Genomic DNA, 17,198 nt, shown 5'->3' with positions numbered 1-17,198 from the left:
GTGAGTCCCTTCCGGGTCAAGACGTCGGGGCGTGGGAACCGGAAAGGGCGGCGGTGCGGCCTTCCTGGTGGTAGACGGAGTGCCACACGCGGTTGCGCAGCGCGGCGAACTCGGGGCTGAGCCGGAAGGCCTCGTCGCGCTCGATGGCGGGGTCGACGTCGACGACGTCGTAGACGCGCCCGGGGCGGGCGGCCATCACGATGACCCGGTTGGCCAGGAACACGGCCTCGTCGACGTCGTGGGTGATGAACAGGACGGTGCGCTTGTCCTGGCTCCAGGTCTTGAGCAGCTGCTCCTGGAGCTTGACCCGGGTGAGCGCGTCGAGGGCGCCGAAGGGTTCGTCCATCAGCAGGATCGAGGGGTCGACGGCGTAGGCGCGGGCGATGGCGCAGCGCTGGCGCATGCCGCCGGAGAGGGTCTTGGGGAGCGCGTCGGCGAAGCGTTCCAGGCCGACCAGTTCGATGAAGTGCTCCGCCCGGGCGCGGCGTTCGTGTTTCGGCACGCCCGTGGTCCTGAGGCCGAACTCGACGTTCTGGCGTACGGTCAGCCAGGGGAAGAGGGCGTACTGCTGGAAGATGACGCCGCGCTCGGGTCCGGGACCCGAGACGGGTGCGCCGTCCACCAGGGCACGGCCGGTTGTGGGTGTCTCCAGCCCGGCGAGGATGTTCATCAGGGTGCTCTTGCCGCAGCCCGAGGGGCCCACGACGGTGACGAACTCGTGGTCGGCGATGTCGAGGCAGACGTCGTCGAGGGCGGTGAAGGTCTCCCGTCCCAGCGAGAAGGTCTTGGTCACGTGCTGGACGGAGATCTTGGCGGGTGTGCTGGTCATCGGCGTTCCTGCCATCGGGTGAGCCTGCGTTCGGCGAGGAGGAGGACGCGGTCCATGAGGAGACCGAGGATCCCGATCGAGATGAGCCCGACGAAGATGGTCGGGAGGTCGTAGTAGAGCTGGGCGTTCTGCATGCGGTAGCCGAGGCCCTCCTGGGCGGCGATCAGCTCGGCGGCGACCAGGGTGGCCCAGGCCGAGCCGAGGCCGACGCGCATGCCGACGAGGATGAACGGGGTGGACGCCGGCACCACCACGCGGGCGAAGATCGTGGCGTCGCCCGCGCCCAGCACCCGGGCGGCGTTGATCAGGGTGCGGTCGACGTTCACCACGCCCTGGAAGGTGGAGATCACGCAGGCCAGGAACGCGGCGAGGAAGATGACGAAGATCTTCGGTGTCTCGTCGATGCCCATGGCGACCACGGCCAGGGGAATGATCGCCAGCGGCGGGATGGTGCGGAAGAACTGGATCCAGGGTTCGATCAGTCCGCGCAGGATGCCGTACCAGCCCATCAGGAAGCCCACCGGGACGGCCACGGCCGTGCCCAGGGCGAAGCCGAGGAGGACCCGGGTCAGGCTGGCCAGCGCGTCGTCGGCGAGCGTCCCGTCGCTGATCAGGGTGCCAGCCCGGGAGACGACCTCCGGCGGCGTGGGCAGTTTGAAACCGGCGGAGGCGAGGGCCCACCAGAGCGCGATGCCGAGCGCGACGGACACGGCGTTCAGGGCGAGGGACAGCCCGCGCCGGCCGGAACGGGAGCGTTGCGGCGCGGACTTGACGGCGTCCGCCGGGGTGTCGCCCGCCTCGGCGCCCGGTGAGACCCCGGGCCGTTGCTCGGGCCGCGGGTGCCGCTCGTCGGCGCTCCGCTTGTCAAGGACGGACATGGGCGGCTCCTTCGGTGGCGGGGTCGGATGCATCGGAACGGCCCTTCACGTCGGCGGTTTCGGGATACCTCGCCAGGAGGGGTGAGCTGTGGAAGACCGCGGCCAGCGCGCCGATGGCGCCGTCGTCGTCGGAGAGCCGGGCCGCGGCGACGACGGGCCCCGCGGACGCGGTCGGGAAGATCTCGGCGGCGAGGGTGGCGGCGACCTGTTCCACGAGGACGGGCGCCAGCCGGGTGATCTCGCCGCCGATGACCACCTTGGCCGGGTTCAGCATCATGGTCGCGGCGCCGACCACCCGGCCCAGTGCCCCGGCGGCCTCCCGCAGGACCCGGTCCACGACGGGGTGGGCGCGGCGCACGGCGGCCGCGAGGTCGTCCAGGTTCTCCAGGCGCAGGCCGAACTCCCAGCAGGCGGCGAGGATTCCGGGCACCGAGGCCACGGTCTCCAGACAGCCCCGCTTGCCGCACCGGCAGGGGCGGCCCGCCGGTTCGACGGTCACGTGCCCCAGCTCCCCGGCCAGCCCGGACGAGCCCGTCACCAGCTGGCCGCCGACGACGAGACCGCCGCCGACACCGTCCGACAGCCGCACGTACACCAGGTCGGCGACGCTGTCGGCGCCGCTGATCGCCTCGGCGAGGGCGGCGAGGCGGGTGTTGTTGTCGACGATCACCGGGGCGTCGAAGCGTTCGGCGAAGGCCACGTCGACGCCTTCGGGTGCCGGGCGCAGGACGGTGGTGCCCTTGGTGGCGCGCGGCCAGGCCGCCCCCTCGGGGGCCGGGTAGGGGCCGGGTACGCCGATGCCGATGCCCTGGAGCGCCCCGTAGTGGACGCCGGCCTCGCCGCTCAGCCGGTCGACCAGTTCCAGGGCCAGTTCGGTGCGGGTCGTCCAGGTCGCGGTGTCCTCGTACCGGACGGAGCCGGAGACCATGACCTCGTGCGAGGCGTCGGCGACAACGACGTGGACGCGGCGGTGCCCGAAGTCGACGCCCATGAACTGCGCCGACGCCGGGTCGAGGGCCAGCCGTTCGGCCGGTCGCCCGCTGCCCTCGCGGCGGGAGGCGTCGGTGTCCACGACGACGATGGCGCCTCGTTGCAGGAGGTTGCCGGTGATCTCGGACAGGGTGGTGCGGGACAGGCCCACGACCCGGGCGATCTCGCCCCGGCTCATGGCGCCGTTCTCCTGCAGCGCACGCATGACGCGCTCTTCGTGGGTCCGCCTGACCAGTGCGTGCACTCCGCTGGGCATCTGCATGCCGGTCAACGTAGGGAGGCTCGATTATTCCGTCAACACTCCGACAGAAAGACGCAACGAAGCGTTCACAATGCCTGGTGGGCAGGTGCCTGAATGGGGCGCTCGAACACCATTATTCGTCCGCCCTGTTGACGTAAATGTGCGGGCGTTCGCATGCTGTGCGCCATGCCCCCGTCCCGCGGCTCGTGTGCCGCGCCCCGGTTCCCGGACGGGGACGACGAAGGAGAACCCGACCGATGACCGATGCCGAGTACGGACTCCACCGACGATCCCTGCTGGCCGGCGCCGCCGGTGTGGGGGCGGCGTTCACCCTGCCCGCGGGCGCCGCACAGGCGGTGCCGGCGGCGGCCCCCGCTGCTCCCGCGGCGGCCGGGGCGTCCCGGCGGTACCCGCGGAACTGGCCCGACCCCGAGCCGTACGGCGCCGCGGACACCCGGGCCGACCTGTGGCCGCGTCGGGACAACGCGTTCGTCCTCCCGCTGGAGCTGCGTCCTCGTGACGAGGAGCGCGGCACGGTCTGGATGCGGGACACCTACGTCAACTGCTTCGTCGTCGACGGACGCCCCCTCTACGTCGCCACCGGCACCACCCGGGTGCCCGGACTCGACGTCGCCGCTCCCTGGAACGACGGCATCTTCGTGTGGCTGGCCCCCTCCCTCGAGGGCCCGTGGCGGCTTGCCGACACGACCGGCGTCCGGCCCGGGGCCGAGCGCGGCAAGGTGTGGTCGCCCGAGTTCGCCGGGGAGAACCGCCCCGGCCGCACGGTCGTCGCGCCCTGGCAGGAGTACTGGCACGACGAGCAGTTCGGCAAGCGGGGCCAGGCCTGGGCACCGGAGCTGCACTACTTCCGCGGCACCTGGTACATCGTGGCGTGCATGGGCGACCACTCCCGCAAGGTGGGCTCGTTCATGCTGGTGAGCGAGGGCGGCGTCGAGGGACCGTACCGGCTGATCGAGGGGAACCTGCAGAAGCCGTTCGGCGACCCGTTCGTCGGTGGGCCGAAGTTCATCGAGCCCGGCGCCTACCACCACATCGACGGCGGCCTCTTCTCCGAGGGCGACGACGCGTGGCTCGTGCTGCACAACGACCTGTACGCGAAGTTCCGGGACGACATGGAGGACATCGTCACGACGACGGACCTGCCCCGGTTCCAGCAGACGCCCTACTCCCCCGAGCCGTACCTCGAGGGCGCCTACGTGTTCAAGTACCGCGGCAAGTACCACCTCGTCCACGCCGCCTGGAACCGGACCTCCGTCAACGCCGACGGCACCGTCCGGCACGCCTACGACGTGCCCGCGACCGGGCGGGTGCAGTACCAGTACGACGCGATCGTCGCCGTGGCCGACCGGTTCGAGGGCCCGTACGCGAAGCGGTACACCGCGGGGGTCGGCGCCGGGCACAACAACTTCTTCGTCGATCACCGCGGCGGCCTGTGGGCGACGTACTTCCTGAACCCGGCCGCCGGCTACTGGTCCGGCGCCTCACGCGTCGCCCAGGCCGCGGTGCCAGGTGTCGTACGGCTCGAATGGACCGGCCCGGCGAACGGCCGGCTGTACGTGAAGCGCGGGTCCGAGGAGCACGGCGACCGGCCCTGATCAGGGGCGACGCCCGGCCCACCGCCCCTCGCATGCCGTCGCGGCGGTACGGGCGTAGTGTCCAGATATGGGTGGTGTTCGGTGTGGCCGGCGTCGGGCAGCCCTGTCGGCGCGGACGCGGGTGGACCGCTGATGGACTCCGCGATGGCGGCCGTGGTGCGGGCGAGCGGTGCGTTCGGAGGGATCCTCTACGTACTGCCACCGGGCGAGAACGCCGTGTGGCAGGTCCTGGTCACGGGGGTCCCGCAGGAGATGGCCGCCCCGTGGCGGCGGGTGGGGCTGAAGGATCCGATGCCGGTGGCGGACGCCGTCCGCGAGCGCCGTCTGGTGTGGGCGGGCGGCCGGGAGGAGATGGCACGCGAGTATCCGCGGCTGGCGCTCGTCCTGCCGTACGACTTCGGGCTGGCGGCCTCACCGCTCGTCTCGGGCACCGCCGTCCGGGGCGGGCTGGTGCTGCTGTGGCCCGGGAGTCACCCCTCGCGGCTGAGCGCCGGTGAACAGGACGTCATCCGGGCGGGCTGCCGCCGCCTGGGCGACAGCCTGCAGCGGGCACTCGACCGCGGCGAGGCGCTGCTGCCCCCGGACCGGCCCCGGACCCTGCCGCCGGCGGCCCCGCGCACCCCCTCCCCCGCCGAGGCGACCGCGCTGTCCGCGTTCGTGGACCGCCTGCCCGGCGGCTCGTGCGCACTGGACCTGGACGGGCACCTCACCTTCGTCACCCCCGGGGCGGCCGAGCTGCTCGGCGTCGACCGGTCGCTGCTGGTGGGCGCCCTGCCCTGGGAGGCGCTGCCCTGGATGGACGTGCCGCACGTCGAGGACCGCTACCGCGCGGCGCTGGTCAGCCGCAGGCCGCAGGCCTTCACCGTGCTGCGCCCGCCGGGGACGTGGCTGTCCTTCGAGCTGTACCCCGACGCCACCGGGCTGAGCGTGCGCATCACCCGCGGCAGCCCGGACGCGGACGGGGCCTCCTCCCGGTCGGTACCGCCCTCGGGTCCCAGCCGTGCCACCGTGCTCTACCACCTGATGCACCTGGCCTCCACCCTGACCGAGGCCGTCAGCGTGCAGGACGTGGTCGAGCAGACCGCCGACCAGCTGATGCCCGCGCTCGGAGCCCAGGGCATGGTGGTGATGGCCCCGGCGGAGGGCCGTCTGAAGGTCGTCGGGCAGCGCGGCTACCACCCTGAGCTGCTGAGGCGCTTCGACGGAACGCCCCTCACCTCGGCCATCCCCGGCGTCGACGTCATGGCCACGGGTGTCCCGGGATTCTGGACGACCTTCGAGGAACTCCAGAAGGCGTATCCCGCCATGACGCACGAGGACGGGATGGCCGCATGGGCCCTGCTGCCGCTGATCGCCTCCGGCCGCCCCATCGGCTCGCTCCTGCTCTCCTACCGCCGGCCCCACGTCTTCCCGCCCGGCGAACGGGCCGCCCTCACCTCGCTGGCGGGACTGGTCGGGCAGGCCCTGGACCGCGCCCGGCTCTACGACTCCAAGCACCACCTCGCCCATCGCCTCCAGTCCGCCCTGCTGCCCCACACCCTCCCCGACGTGCCCGGTCTGAACGTCGCCGCCCGCTACCTCCCGGCCGCCCAGGGCCTGGGCATCGGCGGCGACTTCTACGACGTCATCCGGCTCGACGAGCGCACCGCGAGCGTCACCATCGGCGATGTGCAGGGGCACAACGTGGACGCCGCGGCGCTCATGGGGCAGGTCCGCACCGCCGTACACGCCAACGCCACCGTGGGGGCGCCCCCCGACCGCGTCCTGGCCCGAACCAACCGCCTGCTCACCGACCTGGACCCCGGGCTGTTCACCAGCTGCGCCTACGTCCACCTCGACCTCGCCACCCACCGCGCCTGCCTGGCGCTCGCCGGACACCCGCCTCCCCTGCTGCGCCACGCGGACGGGCATGTCGAACCCCTGCGCGTGCCGCCCGGTCTGCTGCTGGGCATCGAGCGGGACGCCCGGTACACCGCGCTGGAGTTCCCGCTGCCGCCGGGCAGCGTGCTCGCCCTCTACACCGACGGACTCGTCGAGGCGCCCGGGGTCGACCTCGACGACGCGATCGCGGCGCTCGCCGGGCTCCTGGAACACGGCGACCCCGGCGACCTGGACGCCATGGCGGACTCCCTCATCCGGCACGCGCCCACCCCGGGCGACGACATCGCCCTGGTCCTGGTCGGGCCGCCCGCGCGGACACCGGGGCACTCCGGGGGCCACTCGATCGTTTTCACGGGCAAGAAGGACGAACGCCGGTCGACACGGGCCGGCAGCGGAGGAGTAGACCCTTCATGAAACACCAGAGGGTGCGCGATCTGATGAGCGACGCCGTGGTCCGCGTGCAGCGGGGCACCCCGTTCAAGGAGATCGCCCACCTGCTGCTGGAGTACGACATCACGGCGGTGCCGGTCGTCGACGGGGAGAACCGCCCCGTGGGGGTGGTGTCGGAGGCGGACCTCCTGCAGAAGATGTGGGGCGGGGAGCCCGACGGTTCCCCGGAGCACGCCGAGTGGTCCCGGGCCTCGGCCGCCAAGGCGGGCGCCACGGACGCGGGCGGGCTCATGACCTCGCCCGCGCTCTGCGCCCGGGAGGACTGGAGCGTCGTGGACGCCGCCCGCGTGATGGCGCGGCACCGCATCAAACGGCTCCTGGTCGTGGACGGGGACGGGCGGCTGGCCGGGGTCGTCAGCCGTAGCGACCTGTTGCGGGTCTTCCTGCGCACGGACCGCGCGATCCGCACCGAGATCATCGAAGAGGCCCTGGTCAAGGCGCTCGGTCTGGCGCCCTCCTCGGTGCAGGTGGACGTGACGCACGGCCATGTCGTGCTCAGCGGCCGGCTCCCGGACCGGGTGTCCGCCCCGCTGCTCGAGGAGCACTGCCGGAGCGTGGACGGCGTCGTCGCCGTGGAGTTCCGGCCGGCCGGCGAGGCCGGTGCCGAGGACGCCGCGGCCGTCGGCTCCTGACCTGCCGCCCGGCGGCGGACGCCCGCCCGTGCCCGCTTCCCGGGGGAGGGGACGCGGACACGGGCGGAGTGCGGGGGCCGGAGCGGGTCAGACCCCTCGGCTATGCGATCGAACACGCACGTTCACGTTCTCCCTTGTTCTCTTGGGGTGAAGACGACGGAATACGGCCGGAGTTGATGGCCTCGGCGGGGCCTGCGTCGCCGCACCACGACGTTAGTGAGACACCCTGCGCTTTGGCAGTGTGAGATTTGCCTAACAGTGTTCAACTTCTTGACGCTCCATCAGCCCGTGTCGCCCTGGGCTCGCCGCATGTCCGCAGACCGGCACCCCACCACGGCTCCCGTCTCCTTCCGCGAGCGGCGCCGGACCGCCGCGGCCCGGGAGATAGCCGACGCCGCCGAGCAGCACATCGGCCGACACGGGCCCGCGGCCCTGTCGCTGCGCGCGGTCGCCCGCGGTCTCGGCATGACCGTGCAGGCGCTCCACCACTACACTTCCGAACCGCGACGCCCTCGTCACCGCGCTGATCGCCAAGGCGTACGGCGACCTGTCCGACGCGTTGCGGGCCGCCGCCGACGGCGCGGGCGAGGACTCCCGCGCACCGCGCCTGGTCGTGGTGGCCGAGGCCTACCGGGACTGGGGCGTCGCCCACCCCGAGCGCTTCCAGCTGCTCTACGGGACGCCGCTGCGGTACTACGCGGCGCCCGTCGAGGGGCCGACCACGCAGGCGGTCCGCCGGATGGGCGCGATCTTCCAGCGCGAGCTGTTCGCCGGCTTCACCCCGGCGCAGCTCGCCGCGGCCGACGTCCACGCGCCCTCATCCTCACACCGCGTTCCTGCGCGACCATCAGGCGGAGGTCTTCCGCACGTCGGTCCGGATGTTGCTGGAGGACGTCCACCGCCGGATCCCCGCCGCCTGACCGGGCACCGCTCTCAGGGGTGCCGGTCGCCGTCCCGGCCCTCACCCGAGGGATCGGGGGCGGACAGGGCCTCGATCTCCGGGTGGTCGCGCAGGGCGGCGATGACCGCGTTCACCGCCGCGCGCCTCGGGGCGCCGCGCCGCACCACGACGGCGACGTTGCGGTGCACCGGCGGGCTCAGCCGCCGGGTGACGACGGCGTGGTCCGCCGTGACCGCGAGGGCGGGCAGCAGGGCGATCGAACCGGTCGTCTCGACGTGCCGCAGCAGCATGAGGTAGTTGCCGAACCGGCAGGCCACCCGGGGTTCGAACCCCGACTCACGGCACAGCCGGACGGTCAGGTCCGCCATGTACGACTGCGGCCGGTCGCAGGCCCAGGTCTCCTCCTTGCAGGCCGCGAGGTCCACCGCGGTGCGGGAGGCGAGCGGATGGCCGTGCGGCAGCACCAGGACGACCGGGTCGCTGCCGAGCGACATCACCTCGAGGTCCGCGCCCCATGTCAGACCGGAGTAGTCGGTGGTGGTGACGACGACGTCCGCCTCGCCCGAGCGCAGGGCGGGGCCGCTCTCGTGCGGCTCCATCTCCACGAGTTCCAGGTGCAGGTGCGGGTGGGTGGCGGCCAGCCGGTTCGCCGCGGGGACGGCGAGGCTGTAGATGGCGCTCTGGAAGACGGCGAGCCGCACGGTCCCGATGGGCTCGTCGTTCAGGGCGCGCAGTTCGGCCTCGACGTCGGCCATCCGGTCCAGGATCTCCCGGCCCCGGCGGGCCAGCAGGAGGCCGGCCGGGGTCAGCCGCACCCGGCGCCCGGTCCGCTCGATCAGCCGGCACCGGGTCTCGGTCTCCAGCACCGCGAGCTGCTGGGAGACCGTCGACGCGCTCAGATGCAGCGTCTCGGCGACCGCGCGGACCGTACCGAGCGTGTCGAGCTGGCTGAGCAGGTGCAGTCGTCCGGAGTTGAGCACGCGGCGATGGTACGGCGCACACCCGCCTGCTGTACGTTTTTGACGCACAGCAGCGTCGAATCTGTGCGATGGACACGCGCAGCGGCGCGTTCCTACCGTCGGTCGCATGCCTTTGGAGACTTCGAGCGCCGACCCGGGGCGCCACCTGATCCGCTACTCCGGCCACGCGCCCTTCTCGCCGGAGGTCGTCGTGCGCGCCGCCGGCACCTCCGTGTTCACGGAGAGCGGCCGTGAGCTGCTGGACTTCACGTCCGGTCAGATGAGTGCCATTCTCGGGCACTCCCATCCGGCGATCGTCTCGACGGTGCGCGAGCAGGTCGCGCACCTCGACCACCTGCACAGCGGCATGCTCAGCCGCCCGGTCGTCGAGCTGGCCCGCCGGCTCGCCGGGACCCTGCCCGAGCCGCTGGAGAAGGCGCTGCTGCTGACCACCGGGGCGGAGGCGAACGAGGCCGCGGTGCGGATGGCGAAGCTCGTCACCGGCCGCCACGAGGTCGTCTCCTTCGCCCGGTCCTGGCACGGCATGACCCAGGCCGCCGCGAACGCCACCTACAGCGCCGGGCGCAAGGGCTACGGCCCCGCCGCGCCGGGCAACTTCGCGCTGCCGGTGCCGGACCGCCACCGCCCCTCCGTCGTCGGCGCGGACGGCGAGCTGGACTGGCGCCGCCAGCTGGACCTGGGCTTCGAGATGGTCGACGCCCAGTCGGTCGGCAGTCTCGCCGCCTGCCTGGTCGAGCCGATCCTCTCCTCGGGCGGCGTCGTCGAGCTTCCGCCGGGCTATCTCGCCGCCCTGGCCGGCAAGTGCCGTGAGCGGGGCATGCTGCTGATCCTGGACGAGGCCCAGACGGGGCTGTGCCGGACCGGCGACTGGTACGCCTTCGAGCACGAGGGTGTCGTCCCGGACATCCTCACGCTGTCCAAGACGCTGGGCGCGGGACTGCCGCTGGCCGCCGTGCTGACCGGCCCGGAGATCGAGCGGCGGGCGCACGAGCGGGGCTTCCTGTTCTTCACCACCCACGTCAACGACCCGCTGCCCGCCGCGGTGGGCAACACCGTCCTCGACGTCCTGGTCCGCGACCGGCTGGACGAGCGCGCCCGCACGCTGGGGGCCGCGCTGCGCCAGGGCCTCGACAAGCTCGCCGCCCGCCACGAGGTCGTGGGCGACGTCCGCGGCCGCGGGCTGCTGCTGGGCATGGAACTGGTCGGGGACGAGGTGCTGGGCGAGGGCGGTGCCGACCGGCTCGGCGCCGCCGTCACCCGGCGCTGCTTCGATCTGGGCCTGCACATGAACATCGTCCAGCTCCCGGGGATGGGCGGCATCTTCCGCATCGCGCCCCCGCTGACCGCGAGCGACGACGAGATCGCCCGCGGCGTGGCCGTCCTCGACCAGGCGCTCACCGACGCCACCGGCAACCTGTAGCACGAGGGCCCCGACGGCCTGGGGTTCCAGGTCGCCGGGGCCGCGCGTGAGGTGTCGCAGGTGTCAGACCCCGGCCGTCTCCGGCTCGCGGACGGGCTCCGCGGGCGCGGCGGTGTCGCCGAGTTCCCGGTGCAGCTTCTCGCCCTCGACGTCGACGTTCGGCAGGACGCGGTCCAGCCACTTCGGCAGCCACCAGGCCTTGGTGCCGAGCAGGGCGAGCACCGCGGGCACGATGGCCATGCGGACCACGAAGGCGTCGAAGAGCACCGCGATCGCGAGGCCGAAGCCCATCATCTTGATCATGGCGTCGTTCTCCAGGATGAAGCCGGAGAAGACGCTGATCATGATGATCGCGGCCGCCGCGACGACCCGGCCGCCGTGGGTGAAGCCCGTGGTGACGGAGTCGGCGGCGGACTGTCCGTGGACGTACGCCTCCCGCATGCGGGTGACGAGGAAGACCTCGTAGTCCATCGCCAGGCCGAAGACCACGCCGATCATGAAGATGGGCATCATCGACATGATCGGGCCCGGCTGGTCGACGCCGAACACGTCGGCGAGCCAGCCCCACTGGAAGACCGCGACCACCGCGCCGAGCGCCGCGGCCACCGAGAGCAGGAAGCCCAGGGCGGCCTTCAGTGGGACGAGGACCGAGCGGAACACCAGCATCAGGAGCAGGAAGGCGAGCCCGACGACCAGCGCCAGGTAGGGGATCAGCGCGTCGTCCAGGGTCTGCGAGAAGTCGATCGTCATCGCGGTCGCGCCGGTGACCAGCATGGTCGCGCCGGTGTCGGCCTTGATGCCGCCGGACAGCGAGCGGATGTCGTGCACCAGCGACTCGGTGGCGATGTCGCTCGGGCCGGTCTTGGGCATCACGGTGAGGACGGCGGTGTCGCCCTTGTCGTTGAAGTTGGCCGGGGTGACGGCCGCGGCCTTGCCGAGACCGGTGATCTTCTCGCCGACGGCGTCCGCGGCGGCCTTCGGATCGTCGGCGCCGCGTGCGTCCACGGTGACCATCAGCGGGCCGTTGAACCCGGCCCCGAAGGACGCGGACAGCATGTCGTAGGCCTTGCGCTGGGTGGTGTCGGGAGCCGAGCTGCCCTCGTCGGGCAGGCCCAGCTCCATGCTGGCGGCCGGTACGGCGATCACGCCGAGTCCGAGGACCGCGGTCAGCAGTACGGTGACCGGGCGCCGCTGTACGAAGCGGGCCCAGCGGGTGCCGAGCTTCGGCTTGCCGGCGGCGGCCCGCGCCCCGGCGGGCGCCTTGCGGTCCTTGCGGCTCAGCGCCCGCTTGCCGGCGAAGCCGAGCAGTGCCGGGGTGAGGGTGAGGGCGATCAGTACGGCGATGCCGACGGTTCCGGCGGCGGCCAGGCCCATCTTGGTGAGGATCGGGATGTTGACGATGGCGAGGCCCGCAAGGGCCACGACGACGGTCAGTCCGGCGAAGACGACCGCGGAGCCCGCGGTGCCGACCGCGCGTCCGGCCGCCTCCTCGGGGGCGCGGCCCTCGGCTATCTCGGCCCGGTAGCGGGAGACGATGAACAGGGCGTAGTCGATGGCGACCGCGAGGCCGATCATCATGGCGAGCGTGGAGGTCGTGGCGGACAGCTCCAGGGTGCTGCCGAGGGCCCCGATGGCGGAGATGCCGATGCCGACACCGATGATCGCCGAGAGCAGCGGCATACCGGCCGCGACCAGTGAGCCGAAGGTCAGCAGGAGCACGATCGCGGCGACGCCGATGCCGATCAGCTCGGCGGTGCCGCCCATCTCCTGCTCGGCGACGACCGCGTCGCCGCCGGTCTCGACGGTGTACCCGCCCTCGCGGGCGGTGTCGGTGGCGGCGGTGAGCGAGTCGCGGGCCTCGTCGGTCAGCTCCATCGCGTTGACCTTGTAGGTCACGGAGGCGTAGGCGGTGGTGCCGTCCTTGCTGACGGCGTTCGCCTTGAACGGGTCGTCCACCGAGGCGACCTGCGGGCCGGCCTTCAGGTCGGCGACCAGTTCCCCGACCCGGTCCTTGCCGGCCGCGTCGGATATCTTCGCGCCCTCGGGGGCACGGATCACGACACGGGCCGTGGCGCCCTCGGCGCTGGCGGCCGGGAACTGCTCGTCGAGCAGGTCGAACGCCTTCTGGGACTCGGTGCCCGGCATGGAGAAGGAGTCTTCGGGCGGGGCCGGCGCGGCGGACGAGGCGACGCCGGCGCCCACGAGCAGGGCCACCCACAGCAGGGCGACGAGGCCGCGGCGCCGGAACGCCCTCCGGCCGAGTCGATAAAGAAACGTAGCCACCTTTTGGACCAATCCGTCGGGTTACGGGCAGGACGAAGACCCGGCACATGGGGGGAAGGCGGACGCGCTCACCGGGGTACATCTTCATGCTCACCCGGGGTTCTCGGCATGTGATCCGACCCTGGGTCTGGACTGGCGTACTGCGTGGGGTGTAGTGGGGTCCCGCGCCCCTCTCCCCTCGGTGTAGATCCGAAGATGCGTGTACTCCGCATTTCGTTGCCGGGGGCAGCCGACGGCAGGGCGGTGGTTGACCTTCACCTTGGGGCAGGCCGCAGCATCGGTGTCACCGGGCGACGCGCCCGGTACGAGGAGGAGGGGGCACGTGGGCACGGAGTTGCTGACCATAGGGGCGTTCGCGAGGGCGACCCGGCTGTCGCCGAAGGCGCTGCGCCTCTACGACGAGCTGGGCCTGCTGCCGCCCGCCCGCGTCGACCCGGTGTCCGGCTATCGCCGCTACGCCCCGGAACAGGTGGAGCGGGCCCGGCTCGTGGCCTGGCTGCGACGCCTGGGGATGCCGTTGGTCCGCATCCGGCAGGTGTGCTCGCTGGACGCGGGCGCGGCGGCCGGGGAGATCCGCGCCTTCTGGGCGCGGGCCGAGGCCGAGGCCGCCGCCCGCCGGGACCTGGCCGCCTTCCTCGTCGACCACCTCACCCGGAAGGACCCCGCCGTGGCTCCCACCGCTCCTGCCCTGAACCTGCGTTACGCCGCCGCCTCCGACACCGGCCTGGTCCGCGAGAGCAACCAGGACACCGCCTACGCGGGCTCCCGCCTGCTGGCCGTCGCCGACGGGTTCGGCGCCGGCGGCGCCCCGGCGAGCGCGGCCGCCGTCGAGGCGCTCCGGCGGCTGGAGGACGACGGCGTCCCGGCCGGCGGTCTCCTCAACGTCCTCGCGGACGCCGTCGAGGAGGCCGAGCGGGCCGTGTACGACGCCGTGGGAGGCGGTTCCGCGCCGGAGGCGGCCGGTACGACCCTCACCGCGATGCTCTGGACGGGGTCGCAGCTCGGCCTGGTCCACATCGGCGACTCGCGCGTGTACCTGCTGCGCGACGGGGAGCTGTTCCAGATCACGCACGACCACACCGTCGTGCAGTCGATGGTCGACGAGGGCCGTCTCACGCCGGAGGAGGCCGCCTCCCACCCCCAGCGGTCGATGCTGGTACGGGCCCTGGGCGGCGGTGGCGCCGACGCCACCGCCGAGATGCGTCTGCGGGACGCCCGGTCCGGGGACCGCTACCTGCTCTGCTCCGACGGCCTGTCGACCGTGGTGCCGGGCGATGAGATCCGCCGGGTGCTCGCCGCCCCCGGTGAGCCCGGGCGGGCCGTCGGTGAACTGGTGGCACTCGCCAACGGGTCCGGCGGTCCCGACAACGTCAGCTGCGTCGTCGCCGACGTCGTGACCGCGGGGTGACTCCCTCCATCGGCCCGCCCGTGGCTCAGGGGGGAGGTGCCGCCCCGACCATGACCAGGTCGCTGTCGCCCTCGGAGAGGAAGGACGCGAGGGCCCGCCCCTCCACGGCGACCTCGGCGCGCTCCGGGCGGGTGAGCCGCCGCAACGGGCTGACGGTCACCGTGTCGCCCTCGACGGTCCAGGTCGCGGAGACCCGGCCGTCGACGAGGACGAATCGCGCGCCGGTGACCGACAGACCGCGGTGCGCGTCGTCGATGATCCGGCCGCGGTCCCGGTAGCCGAGGACCGCGTTGTCGAAGGCCGGCAGGAACCGCACGGGGGCGGGGGTGTCCGGGTCGGGACGTGGCGCCTCGGGCAGGTCCAGCAGTTCCCGGCCCCGCTCGTCGCGGAAGGCGACCAGTTCCCCGCGCACCGCCGCGACCGCGGCCGGCAGCCCCGCGAGCCCGCACCAGGCGCGCAGGTCCGCCGAGGCGGCCGGCCCGAACGCGGCCAGGTAGCGCCGTACGAGCGCGGCACCTACCGGATCGGTGCCCGGTGGGGCCGGCGGGTCGACCTCGCGGCCCAGCCAGTGGGCGACCGGGGCGTTGCGCACCCCGGCCCTGGTGCGCCAGAGTCCGCGCGGCGGCAGCTGCACCGTCGGGATCAGCGCGGCGACCAGCATCTCCCCGAGAGGCCTCGGTCCCGCGTCCGGCCACCGTTCTGCCACGGCCCGCGCGAGGTCGCCCATGGAGCGTGGTTCGCCGTCGGCCAGGACCGCCCGGCCCGCCGCCGCGAGTTCGTCGAGGTCGACCCCTTCGAGCGCGCGGCGGTAGGTGCCGAGGACGCGTCCGCGCAGCATGGCGTCGTGGCGCGAGCGCCAGGCCAGTACGTCCTCGGCGGTGACGAGGTGGACGGTGCGGCGCATCAGGTGGGTACGCACGACCCGACGCCCGGCCAGCAGGTCGTCGAGCGCCCGCGGTACGAAGTCGCGCAGCCTCGACCACAGTCCGACGAACGGTTCCTGCGGTTCCTGTGCCTGCATGCCGCCGAGGTGCGCGACGGCGTCGAGGACCGGGCGGTCCGCGCGGTCGAGCAGCAGCTGCCGGGCGAGTGCGGCCCGGTTCAGCGACCGGGCGTCGAGCACGCTCACGCGTTGTACTCGCTCACCACGTCCAGGACCCAGGTGACGCCGAACCGGTCCCGCAGCATGCCGTAGAGGGGTGCCCACTGCGCGGCCCCGAGCGGCCGCAGGACGGTCGCGCCCCCGGCGAGCTTCTCCCAGTACGCGGTGATCTCCTCGGCGCTCTCGCCGCGGACCGAGACGAAGAACGCGTTCTCGCCCTGGTTCCACGGCAGGTCGGACGGCACGTCGTAGGCCATCACGCTCGGGCCGTCGGCGCTGGACACCTGGCCGAACATCACCTGGTCCGCCGCGGCGGGGTCCTGGACGTTTCCGGCGTCCTTGTAGGTCACCAGGGTCAGGTCCCCGCCGAACGCGGACCGGTAGAAGGTGAGTGCCTCGCGGGCGTCGCCACGAAAGTTCAGGTGGGTCACGGCTTGTGCGGTCACGACGGGCTCCTTGCCATCACGGTGGGACGGCCCGCGGTGCGGGCCGCCGCGGGACCGGTCCCGGCCCCGCGGTGCCCACTCTGCTGCGGGTAGCGGTCAGGTTGTGGCCGCTATGTGCGCCAGCATGGTGGTCATGCAGAAGACCTCGGCCCGGCTGCTGTCCCTGCTCTCGCTGCTCCAGGCCCGCCGGGACTGGCCCGGCGCGGTGCTGGCCGAGCGGCTGGACGTCAGCCCGCGCACCCTGCGCCGCGACGTAGGCCGGCTCCGCGAGCTGGGCTATCCGGTCCGGGCGGTGAAGGGCCCCGACGGCGGCTACCGCCTGGACGCCGGGACGCGGTTGCCGCCACTGCTCTTCGACGACGAGCAGGCGGTCGCCCTCGCCGTCGCGCTGCGCACCGCGGCCGCCACCGGCGCCGGTATCGAGGACGGCGCGGCACGGGCGCTGGCGACCCTGCGCCAGGTCATGCCCGCCCGGCTGCGGCACCGGATCGACGCCCTTCAGGTCACCTCCGTCGCACTGTCCGCTCCCCTGCCGCATCCCCAGGCGGACACCGGCGTCCTGATGGCGCTCAGCGCCGCGGTCCGGGCCCGCGATGTGCTGCGCTTCGACCACGCCCCGGCCCACCCCACGGGCGCCGCCGCCGAGGCCGATCCGCCCCCGCGCCGGGTGGAGCCGCACCATCTCGTCGCCCGGGGCGGGCGCTGGTACCTGGTGGCCTGGGACCTGGACCGCGAGGACTGGCGGGTCTTCCGCGCCGACCGGGTGACCCCGCGCACGCCCACCGGTCCCCGCTTCACCCCGAGGGATCTGCCCGGCGGGGACGTGGCCGCGTTCCTGACCGGCAGGTTCCGCGGCTCCGACGGTTCCCCGGACTGGCCCTGCCGCGGAGCGGCCGTGCTCCACCTGTCCGCCTCCGCGGTCTCCCCGCACGTGTCCGACGGGACCGTCGAGGAACTCGGCCCCGACCGCTGCCGGCTCACGCTGGGTTCCTGGTCGTGGCCCTCGCTCGCCGCCGCCTTCTGCCTCTTCGACACCGACGTCGACGTCGTGGGCCCGCCCGCGCTCAGGGAGGCGTTCGCCCGGCTGGCCGACCGCTGCGCCAGGGCCGCCGCGGCGGGCGCCGGGCCGCGGTGAGCGCCG

At 73.3% G+C, this 17,198-nt stretch carries 13 protein-coding genes and 1 pseudogene; 7 read left to right on the top strand and 7 right to left on the bottom strand.

Annotated features, from left to right (window positions below; genetic code table 11):
* Positions 1-16: 16 nt before the first annotated feature.
* From ACZ56V_RS09860 to ACZ56V_RS09850, 3 genes are read right to left on the bottom strand one after another with little or no spacing between them, the layout of a single operon-like run.
* Positions 17-829: an ABC transporter ATP-binding protein gene (locus tag ACZ56V_RS09860; RefSeq protein ID WP_356369653.1), complete on the bottom strand. Its 813-nt coding sequence runs from the start codon at positions 827-829 to the stop codon at positions 17-19.
* Positions 826-1,707 (bottom strand): ABC transporter permease, encoded by an 882-nt coding sequence (locus tag ACZ56V_RS09855; RefSeq protein WP_398909841.1) that lies wholly within the window; start codon positions 1,705-1,707, stop codon positions 826-828. Before ACZ56V_RS09855 ends, ACZ56V_RS09860 begins: the two co-directional genes overlap by 4 nt.
* Positions 1,694-2,959 carry an ROK family transcriptional regulator gene (locus tag ACZ56V_RS09850; protein WP_398909843.1) on the bottom strand — a complete coding sequence of 422 codons (1,266 nt, stop codon included), beginning with the start codon at positions 2,957-2,959 and terminating at the stop codon, positions 1,694-1,696. The genes ACZ56V_RS09855 and ACZ56V_RS09850 overlap by 14 nt, the downstream gene beginning before the upstream one ends.
* A 236-nt stretch (positions 2,960-3,195) precedes the next feature.
* Between ACZ56V_RS09850 and ACZ56V_RS09845 the strand changes: the two genes are divergently transcribed.
* The 4 genes and pseudogenes from ACZ56V_RS09845 (at position 3,196) to ACZ56V_RS09830 (ending at position 8,437) form a co-directional block, all read left to right on the top strand.
* Positions 3,196-4,554 (top strand): family 43 glycosylhydrolase, encoded by a 1,359-nt coding sequence (locus ACZ56V_RS09845; protein ID WP_468940761.1) that lies wholly within the window; start codon positions 3,196-3,198, stop codon positions 4,552-4,554.
* A 132-nt stretch (positions 4,555-4,686) separates the two neighbouring features.
* Positions 4,687-6,849 (top strand): SpoIIE family protein phosphatase, encoded by a 2,163-nt coding sequence (locus ACZ56V_RS09840; RefSeq protein ID WP_468940758.1) that lies wholly within the window; start codon positions 4,687-4,689, stop codon positions 6,847-6,849.
* Positions 6,846-7,517, top strand: coding sequence for a CBS domain-containing protein (locus tag ACZ56V_RS09835; RefSeq protein WP_356369641.1), 672 nt, complete (start codon positions 6,846-6,848; stop codon positions 7,515-7,517). Before ACZ56V_RS09840 ends, ACZ56V_RS09835 begins: the two co-directional genes overlap by 4 nt.
* Before the next feature lie 309 nt (positions 7,518-7,826).
* Positions 7,827-8,437 (top strand): annotated as a pseudogene (locus ACZ56V_RS09830) (TetR/AcrR family transcriptional regulator).
* A 13-nt stretch (positions 8,438-8,450) separates the two neighbouring features.
* Here ACZ56V_RS09830 and ACZ56V_RS09825 read toward each other — a convergent pair.
* Positions 8,451-9,398 carry a LysR family transcriptional regulator gene (locus ACZ56V_RS09825; protein WP_356369632.1) on the bottom strand — a complete coding sequence of 316 codons (948 nt, stop codon included), beginning with the start codon at positions 9,396-9,398 and terminating at the stop codon, positions 8,451-8,453.
* Between the two features lie 106 nt (positions 9,399-9,504).
* Between ACZ56V_RS09825 and ACZ56V_RS09820 the strand changes: the two genes are divergently transcribed.
* Positions 9,505-10,818: an aspartate aminotransferase family protein gene (locus ACZ56V_RS09820; protein ID WP_468940756.1), complete on the top strand. Its 1,314-nt coding sequence runs from the start codon at positions 9,505-9,507 to the stop codon at positions 10,816-10,818.
* Positions 10,819-10,881: 63 nt separating this feature from the next.
* Here the strand turns inward: ACZ56V_RS09820 and ACZ56V_RS09815 are convergent, their stop codons facing one another.
* Positions 10,882-13,101 carry an MMPL family transporter gene (locus ACZ56V_RS09815; protein ID WP_398909852.1) on the bottom strand — a complete coding sequence of 740 codons (2,220 nt, stop codon included), beginning with the start codon at positions 13,099-13,101 and terminating at the stop codon, positions 10,882-10,884.
* A 322-nt stretch (positions 13,102-13,423) separates the two neighbouring features.
* Between ACZ56V_RS09815 and ACZ56V_RS09810 the strand changes: the two genes are divergently transcribed.
* Positions 13,424-14,509 (top strand): MerR family transcriptional regulator, encoded by a 1,086-nt coding sequence (locus tag ACZ56V_RS09810; protein WP_398909853.1) that lies wholly within the window; start codon positions 13,424-13,426, stop codon positions 14,507-14,509.
* Between the two features lie 25 nt (positions 14,510-14,534).
* Here the strand turns inward: ACZ56V_RS09810 and ACZ56V_RS09805 are convergent, their stop codons facing one another.
* Entirely contained in the window at positions 14,535-15,638 is a 1,104-nt protein-coding gene (locus ACZ56V_RS09805) for a winged helix DNA-binding domain-containing protein (protein ID WP_468940752.1), read from the bottom strand.
* Positions 15,635-16,057 carry a VOC family protein gene (locus ACZ56V_RS09800; RefSeq protein ID WP_398909857.1) on the bottom strand — a complete coding sequence of 141 codons (423 nt, stop codon included), beginning with the start codon at positions 16,055-16,057 and terminating at the stop codon, positions 15,635-15,637. Before ACZ56V_RS09800 ends, ACZ56V_RS09805 begins: the two co-directional genes overlap by 4 nt.
* A gap of 133 nt (positions 16,058-16,190) precedes the next feature.
* On the opposite strand from ACZ56V_RS09800, the gene ACZ56V_RS09795 reads away from it, so the two are divergent.
* Positions 16,191-17,192: a helix-turn-helix transcriptional regulator gene (locus tag ACZ56V_RS09795; RefSeq protein ID WP_468940748.1), complete on the top strand. Its 1,002-nt coding sequence runs from the start codon at positions 16,191-16,193 to the stop codon at positions 17,190-17,192.
* Positions 17,193-17,198 lie beyond the last annotated feature (6 nt).

This window comes from Streptomyces sp. NPDC034099 (assembly GCF_055575415.1).
The sequence above is the reverse complement of the archived record's forward strand: the minus strand, read 5'-3'. Positions and strand labels throughout refer to the sequence as shown.